Annotated in this window: 5 protein-coding genes; all 5 read right to left on the reverse strand. The window is 42.6% G+C overall.

Going from position 1 to position 8,227, the window contains the following annotated elements; all coding sequences use genetic code 11:
• Window positions 1-112 precede the first annotated feature (112 nt).
• Complete coding sequence (gene infB, locus FFR48_RS00500; protein ID WP_137666007.1) at window positions 113-3,238, reverse strand: translation initiation factor IF-2; 3,126 nt, start codon at window positions 3,236-3,238, stop codon at window positions 113-115.
• 839 nt (window positions 3,239-4,077) lie between these two features.
• Window positions 4,078-4,347, reverse strand: a complete 270-nt coding sequence (locus FFR48_RS00510) for a YlxR family protein (RefSeq protein ID WP_096570286.1) — start codon at window positions 4,345-4,347, stop codon at window positions 4,078-4,080.
• A gap of 151 nt (window positions 4,348-4,498) precedes the next feature.
• Complete coding sequence (nusA, locus tag FFR48_RS00515; protein WP_187038934.1) at window positions 4,499-5,782, reverse strand: transcription termination factor NusA; 1,284 nt, start codon at window positions 5,780-5,782, stop codon at window positions 4,499-4,501.
• A 130-nt stretch (window positions 5,783-5,912) separates the two neighbouring features.
• Window positions 5,913-6,374 carry a ribosome maturation factor RimP gene (rimP, locus tag FFR48_RS00520; RefSeq protein ID WP_096570282.1) on the reverse strand — a complete coding sequence of 154 codons (462 nt, stop codon included), beginning with the start codon at window positions 6,372-6,374 and terminating at the stop codon, window positions 5,913-5,915.
• 207 nt (window positions 6,375-6,581) lie between these two features.
• Window positions 6,582-8,012, reverse strand: a complete 1,431-nt coding sequence (locus tag FFR48_RS00525) for a hypothetical protein (RefSeq protein WP_137666005.1) — start codon at window positions 8,010-8,012, stop codon at window positions 6,582-6,584.
• Between the last annotated feature and the right edge of the window lie 215 nt (window positions 8,013-8,227).

The raw sequence follows: 8,227 nt of genomic DNA on the forward strand, positions 1-8,227 counted from the left end.
CCTGCCACCTGCTATATGAGTGCTGAGATTTATGTATGTGAATGTTGAAATAAAACCTATATCCATTCAACACTCATCAATTTACTCAGCACTCAAAAGTTGGTACTCAAGACTACTTAGTTAAGGTCAGGGTACGGCGTTTAGTTACCATTTGGTAAGCTTCGATGATATCATTTTCAGCCCAGTCATGGAACTTATCAATACCAATACCACATTCATAACCAGAGTTGACCTCGCGCACATCTTCTTTCATCCGTTTGAGGGAATCAAGAACACCTTCGTAGATCACCTTACTGCCGCGACGAACTCGCACTTTACAGTTACGAACCAGTTTTCCAGATTGTACATAACAACCAGCAACTGCGCCACGACCGACTGGGAAGACAGCACGGACTTCTGTTTGTCCTAAAGGTTCTTCCACTAACTCTGGTTCTAGTAGACCTTCCAAAGCTCCTTGGATATCTTCTAGTAGTTTGTAGATGATGTTGTATTCCCGCACATCCACACCTGCTTCATCGGCAGCTTGTCTAGCACCACTAGCATAAGTAGTGTTGAAGCCAATGATGACAGCGTTACTTGCCGCAGCTAAGTCGATATCTGTTTCTGTAATTTCTCCCGCAGTAGCCAATAACATCCGAATTTGTACTTCGTTTTGAGGTATTTGCTTGAGAGAGCCGATAATAGCTTCTACAGAACCTTGGACATCGCCTTTGAGTATCAAGTTGAGTTCTTTCAACTCGCCTTCTTGAGCTTGAGCCGATAGGGTTGTGAGGGTAACTCTTCCTTGTAACAAACGAGATTGACGTTGTTTGTCGGCTCGATCAGCAGCGATCGCTCGTGCTTGTTTTTCATTCTCGAACACTTCAAACTCATCACCTGCTGCGGGTACATCGCTTAAGCCTAGTACCTCAACCGCACAGGAGGGAGTAGCAGCTTCTACACGCTTACCTCGATCATCTACCATTGCCCGGACTTTACCAAATGCCGATCCCGCAACTAGCATATCTCCCACTTGGAGAGTACCGTTTTGAATCAACAAGGTAGCAACCGCACCCTTAGCTTTATCTAAGTGAGCTTCTATGACTGTTCCCTTAGCCACACGATTGGGGTTAGCGGAAAGTTCTCCAACTTCTGCCACCAAGAGAACCATTTCTAGCAGTGTATCCAGGTTTTCGCCCCTGATCGCACTCACAGGAACCATAATTGTCTCACCACCCCAGTCTTCTGCGGTTAAACCATAATTGGTCAGTTCTTGTTTAACCCGCTCTGGTTGTGCGCCTTCTTTGTCAATCTTGTTAATAGCGACAACAATCGGTACACCTGCGGCTTGAGCATGGCTAATCGCTTCCACTGTTTGCGGACGTACACCGTCATCTGCGGCTACAACCAAAATCGCAATATCTGTCACCCGCGCACCTCTAGCCCGCATTGCTGTGAAAGCTTCGTGACCAGGAGTATCTAGGAAGACAATCTGTTGTTGCTTACCATCATGTTCTACATCAACATGGTATGCGCCGATATGCTGGGTAATACCACCTGCTTCACCCGCCGCCACTTTAGTTTTGCGGATGGAGTCCAGTAGAGTAGTTTTACCGTGGTCTACGTGACCCATAATTGTCACCACGGGAGGACGACGAATCAGATGCTCCAGATCCTCAATGTCAATCATTTCTGTGACTTTGCGGGCTTCTGCTTCTGGTTCAGCCGTTTCCACTTCTACCTCTAGTTCTTTAGCTACTAGGGTAATGGTGGGAATATCCAGATTTTGGGTGATACTTACCGCCATGCCTTTCATAAACAGGATTTTCACAATCTCTGTATCGGCAATGACCAAAGCATCCGCCAACTCTTGTACTGTCATTGGTCCTGTGACAACCAGTTTTTCTGGACGCTCACGCTTAACTTCTACTTCCTGCTGACGGCGATTTTGGTCGCGTTGGGAACCAGGCTTTTTGTTTTTCGTGGGTGCAGATGTAACCAATGTTGGTTGCTGTGCAGGTCGAGCAGCCTTGGGCTTGGGTGGACGAGCTATAGACAGGCTGACTTGGACTGCGGCTGGAATTTCCAGACCTTCTTCATCCAGTAAGTCGTCTTCTTCAAAATCATCATCGAGGATGGGTTTAGCTCGCTTGCCTTTAGGTCCAACCTTGGCTTTCTCTTTGATTTCGTCAATTATTTCTTCTTCTTGCCACTTCTTCCCACCTTTAGATAGGCGTGGTGGTGTTGGCCGTTTCAAATCCAGCAAAGCTGGTGCGATCGGCTCATCCACCAATGCCTCTTTTTTACCTCCTCCAGACATTGGTTTGGGTGGAGTGGCTACAGGCATGGTGGCTACAGGTTCAGCAGGACGTGTTGGCCTGCTGGGTCGTTGCACCTCAGTTGATGGTGTGGGTGCAGATTTACTTCCCCTGTGTTCTGGTTTCACAGGTGATGGAGTTGAGCGACCCTGTTTTTGTGGTGTCTGCTCTGCTGTTCCTTTGTTGCCCCTGGGTTTTGAGTGTTCTCTTTCTTCTTCACGCCGTTGCTGACGATCGCGTTTGAGAATTGGTTTTTCCGCAGGAGATAGCTGTTCTGTGGCAGAAGCTTTTTCTTCCACAGGCCTTGCTGGTGGAGCAACCAGTTGCGGTTTTTGGGGTTTTTCCGGTTTGGGTCGATGACCAGCCGGTTTTTCTGGTTTTTCCGCTTTTATTTTTTCTGGGGCTGCTTGGACATTGGGTTTATGATCTGTTTCTGCCACAGGTTTCTGTGGTGTCTCAGATTGATTCCGGGGTACAGGTCGAGTTGGTGCCGTCGGTTTCATGGGTGAGACTGGTGTAGCGAAAGGCCGTGGAGGTGATGGAGAATTAGCTGTAACTTCGCCATGTACACTATCAGACGAAGCAACTTGGCTATTGGTAGCAACTGACGCTTCTGAGGCGTTGGAGGTAGTGTTTCTCAAGATTTTGGGTTTGCGAATTTCCAAAATTTGTTGTTTATGGGGTGCAGCAGGTCGGTTTCGGGAGCCAGTTTTTTGTGAATTTGGTTTATGGCTATTTGTACCTAATTCCTTTTTGGGCGTGACACTCGTGGCTGGGAGTTTTTCCGCAGCCTGTCGAATTTGTTCTGCCTCTGTTTCTGAAATCGTGCTGCTATGGCTTTTGACCGCGATGTTGAGCTGGTCGCAAATTGCTAGTAGCTCTTTGTTATCCAAATTCAATTCCTTTGATAATTCGTAGATTCTAACTTTGCCGTTGTTCATCCACTCTTTCCCCTTTAATTTACAGTTTTAACGGATGGTTGCCTGGTTTGCGACATCTCCATCCTTTGATCACTGTTTTTTAGGTTGCCCTTGGTGATGTTGCCGGTGCCTCCAATAATTAGGAAAGAGAGATGTTTCGGTTTAATACTGGCATCCCCACCGGGAATGATGGTTGACTGGACCCCATAAAATTTTTCTCAATAAAAAATTTTTTTGGGCATCCTTGATGCCGAACTGCGCTTTAACGCTACCAGGTTGCCATTTTTTAGGTTTTTGTTTTGCTGATTCTGAGTCTTCCACAACACAATCGAGTAAAACTTGTTGGGAGTATTGCTTCGTCTCTCTCCATTTTTAGAGAGCCACTTGCCTTTTACACCCATTTACTATTTTGGCACTAATCCGATACAAAAAAGCTAACTAATGCTAACAAGCTTTGATGCTTTTCCTTCCTGCTTCATCAGTTCGACTACTCTCACTGAACTCCTAGAAGTGTCGGCACTATCTAGTCTACAGGCTTTTAGATTGGGTCTATCTCACCCTACTATTAAGTATTTAGGCTTGGTTCTCACCTAAAATACCTATCAATAATAGCATTTTCTTGTTTGCCCTGTCTGCTGACTCTCAGGCTACAGGATCTTTAGTATTCTCAATTCTCAAGTTTTTTTGTCAATGAGTAGACATAAATCTTGATCAAATGTGAGCATTTGTTAGCTTTTTTTAGGAAAACACTAACTAGCTTTTAACCTTTGTCTGACACAGCCTCTCTGGTATTTTAACCTTTGATCTGGCCGGAAATCAGGCAGTAGACTACCTTGGGCAAACCAGAATATTTAGTTTAATTAAATTTGATTTGGGGGATTGCGTTCACTAAGTCGCTGCCACAATGTTTGATACAGTGTTTCTGGCACTGTTCCATGTAGCGATCGCCCTAATCTATTTTTTTTCTGTGCTGCTTGTAGGCAGTCAGCTTGCGGACAAATATAGGCAGAACGCCCCATGCCCTGATCTAATTGTACCTTCCTAGATGGAAAGACGCGGACAATCCGCCAAAACTCTTGTTTTTGTCCTACCCGGCGACAACTAATACAACGCCGATAGTTTGGTTTCATCGGGTTTTTGTTCAGTCAGGTGAGCAGTTTTTACTTGCTTGAGATACTTACCTCAGATTTGTTTTTGTTAATTTTCACACTTGCTAAATGTCTTCTAGTTTACCGTGAACTGTTGATAGTGAACAGACTATTGTCAAAAAACATTTGAGAATTAATCTGTCTCTTCCTCGTTAGTTTCAAAATTATCATTCTCTAATTCTAATTTGTCCTGATATTCATCTTCTAGTTGTTCCATCTCGGTTTCATCATTTTCTGCCTGATATTTTGCTCTCACAGCTGCAAATTTCGCATCTTCTGCGGCATAGTCATATTTAGCTTGATCTTTAATGTCAATTTTCCAGCCTGTCAGTCTGGCAGCTAATCTCACGTTTTGTCCTTCTTTCCCAATAGCTAAACTCAGTTGATCTTCTGCTACTAAAACGTGGGTTTGCCGACTTTCGGGATCCATTAAGCGCACTTCATCAACTCTGGCCGGACTCAAGGCATTGGCAATGTAAGTTGCTGGATCTGGAGACCAGCGAATTACATCTATTTTTTCACCCCGCAATTCATTGACTACCACTTGAATGCGTGATCCCCTCGCGCCAATACAAGCTCCAACTGGGTCTACATCTCGATCAAGTGTATCTACTGCTATTTTAGTCCGTGGACCGACATAACGGGAAGGAGGATTTGCTTCTCTAGCTACTGCCACTATTCGCACTACTTCGTCTTCAATTTCTGGGACTTCGTTGGCAAATAAATAAACTACTAACCCAGCATCAGCACGAGATACTAATAACTGTGGACCCCTTTGTTGTCCTTGGGAAACTTTTTTTAGATATACCTTAAAGGTGGTATTGGAACGGTATGTATCATTGGGTAGTTGTTCCCTTTTTGGTAATTCTGCTTCTACTTCTGGCTGACCAAAACCGCTGCTAACTGCCAAAATTACTGATTGTCTTTCAAATCTTAAAACTCTTGCTTGTAAAACGGTACTTTCTAAATCTTGAAATTCTTCTTGCACCATTTGACGTTGTTGATCCCGCAATTTCTGTGCCAGCACTTGTTTAGTTTGCATGGCTGCCATGCGTCCAAATTCTCCTTGATCTGGGGTGACATCTAAGACCACAGAATCACCTGATTGAGCTTCTGGCGCAACTTGTTGTACTTCATCTAAGGAAATTTGATGATCTGTATTAGTAACTTCTTCGACTATTGTTTTGGTAGAAAGAACTCGAAATCCTTCTCCTTCAATATCAAGTTCTACTTCAAAATTATCAAAATAATTTTCATCAAATTGTCGGCGCTCTAAATTTTGGGCGCGGCGATAACGTTCGTAACCTTTAAGTAATGCTTCTCTAATAGATGATTGCACTGCTAAACGTGGTAAATTTCGCTCGCGGCTAATGCTTTCAATTAAATCTTTTAATCCAGGTAAAGTAACCATTGACATAAGCAACATCTCCTTAATTTTTAAATTTTTATGTCAGCAACCAGCAATTTTTTGTATTTTAAATCTGGGATTTTAGATTTGTATCTAAAACCCTGAATCTAAAACCCTGCATCTAAAATCTCAATTTTAGTTAACTGCCCTCATCGAGTTGCACCCTGGTAACGAGGGAACGGGGTATCTGTACTACACGACCTTTTTGGTTTAAGTAAATTTTTGTTTCATCCCGGCGCATCAAGTTACCAATCCACTCTTGTTTTCCTTCGTAGGGTTCAGAAGTGGAGATCACCACGGGAAATCCTTTAAAGGAAATAAACTCCCTGTCTGTGTTCAATTGTCGGGAAATTCCAGGACTGGAGACTTCCAATACGTAAGCATCTGGAATCATCTCTGTCGCGTCTAAGGAGGCTTCTAAAGCACGGCTCATTCGTTCGCAATCGTCTAAACCAGTATCCTGTTGAGGGTTACGGATATCTACCCGCAAAACTGGTGGACGTTGGTTGGTATGAAAAACTATGCCAACTACTTCCAAACCCAGTTCTTCTGCTACTGGTTTCGCCAATTCAATAATTTGTGGAACTAAAGGATGAGTCATGGGAAAATTCAATAAAAAAAGTGGGCTTCTACCCACTTCCGGCGATAGGGATATCTTCCAAGAAGTCTTGTGACGAACCTGTATTGGTTCGCCCCTAACATGAGTGTAGCGTATTTTTTTCGTTAGTCATTAGTGATTGGTGACTGGTAATTGGTGATTGGGTTATTAATTTACCTATACACCCATGCACCCAACACCTTTACACTTCTATGCTTTAAAGCTTTTATCAATAAATGTGGGAACAGTAGCTTGCGATCGCATCCTTCTTGTTTGTTCGATAATTTGCTCAATATCTTCTTGGGATAGACGTTGAACATAATTAATTTTCACTTCTTCTAAAAAGTCATTGAGCAAACTTTGAATCTCTGAAATTACGTGTTTTTCCTGGATTTCTGCACCTAAAACCGTATTAAATTTTTCCACTAACTGACTAGAAAGTTGGGCTGCCACTGGATCTTTAAAGGCGCTAACCAAGGCAAGATATAGGTTTGTGGTGATTTGATTGGCCAATTGTTCACTTAGCTGATTTTGTGCCTGTCCTACTCCTGGCAGCATGAGCAGGTTACGATAAACAGGTACTTGCCTAAAAGCAAGTTCGATATTGTGCCGCAAAATGGCATTCATTTCTGGTTGTATTTTTGGTAAGACTTGAGTAACGATGGTTTGTATTAACAGTCCTGAAAGTGCTTCTACTTCGTTAATATTATTAATATCAATGTAGGCACGCTCTTTTTCCGGTTGTAATAACCACCTAGTAATATCACCGCGCTGTATTGAAACCTGCATTTGGTTAATTACCCGCACTACCACAATTTCTGTGATTTCTTCGGCAAAATTGGCTACTATACCTTGGTGAATTTGCCTTCTCACTAAATGTAGATCAATTAACCCGGCTTGATCTAGACGAACTAATACTGGCAAAACTCGCAACCAACGCCAAAAGGGAATTACTAAAAATAGGTCATACCAACGCCATAAAATCGCTTCTAACCAGCTTAAATGGCGATTTTGACGTTTTATATAAAAAGTACGTAATAGCAATTCTAAGCCAAATATCACGACAAACGGTAAATCAATTAACCAAAAATCATCTATAAATTCGCCATTTTCGCCTATTTTGCGATAATAATTAGAGGCAATGCCTGGACGAATTTGCTGGTTAAAAAAATTAATTTCTTGTATCCAACCCCGTTTAGATAAATATTCCACACTCCAAAAAGTAGCAAAGGCGCGTTTGGCTGATTCTTGACCGATGTGTTCCCGCATCCGGTTTTTAATTTTTTCCAGAGTTCCACTTTTACCCGCACCTGCAAAGGGATTACTATCAATCATCTCGTTGCTGAGACGGCTGATTTCTGCTAACTTGATTTTTACTTGAGGGGAGTTTAAACCGGTTTGGCTAACTTGTGCTTCTAAAGCTGCTACTGTTTCTAGATAATTTTTCGTGTCTCGATGGGGTTCAATACCTTTAATCGGGTCATAAATCTGGGTGATTTGGGGAAGTTGGCGAAAATAGAAATCCCGCCAAGGTACGTAACTCAAATCAAACACTACTAACCCTAAGTTAAGACTGGCTGCGATCGCCATTAACTTTTCCAACCATAGATTAGCTTGTTTTCGAGGTTTTAATTTATTCATTATTAGTTAATTTCTATACTCAATATTAAGTTTTTCTCTTCTTTAGTGTAAGATATTGTTTAATTATCTACCTCATATCTCTGGTTTTTACAGCAGTTTTCATGTCTTTAGACCACAGTAAGGGCGAAGCATTCGGATGATAGTCTTAGGTAAAAACCGATAATTAATTGTCCGAATGCTGATGCTTCCAGCACGCTTCGCGAACGCCCCTACAT

The sequence above is a fragment of the Sphaerospermopsis reniformis genome (assembly GCF_005402885.1).
GTDB classification, from domain to species: Bacteria; Cyanobacteriota; Cyanobacteriia; order Cyanobacteriales; family Nostocaceae; genus Sphaerospermopsis; species Sphaerospermopsis kisseleviana.

Excerpts from the sequence above, each read along its gene's own strand:
- infB (WP_137666007.1), bottom strand. The coding sequence starts at position 3,238 with ATGAACAACGGCAAAGTTAGAATCTACGAATTATCAAAGGAATTGAAT.
- FFR48_RS00510 (WP_096570286.1), bottom strand. The coding sequence starts at position 4,347 with ATGAAACCAAACTATCGGCGTTGTATTAGTTGTCGCCGGGTAGGACAA.
- nusA (WP_187038934.1), bottom strand. The coding sequence starts at position 5,782 with ATGTCAATGGTTACTTTACCTGGATTAAAAGATTTAATTGAAAGCATT.
- rimP (WP_096570282.1), bottom strand. The coding sequence starts at position 6,374 with ATGACTCATCCTTTAGTTCCACAAATTATTGAATTGGCGAAACCAGTA.
- FFR48_RS00525 (WP_137666005.1), bottom strand. The coding sequence starts at position 8,012 with ATGAATAAATTAAAACCTCGAAAACAAGCTAATCTATGGTTGGAAAAG.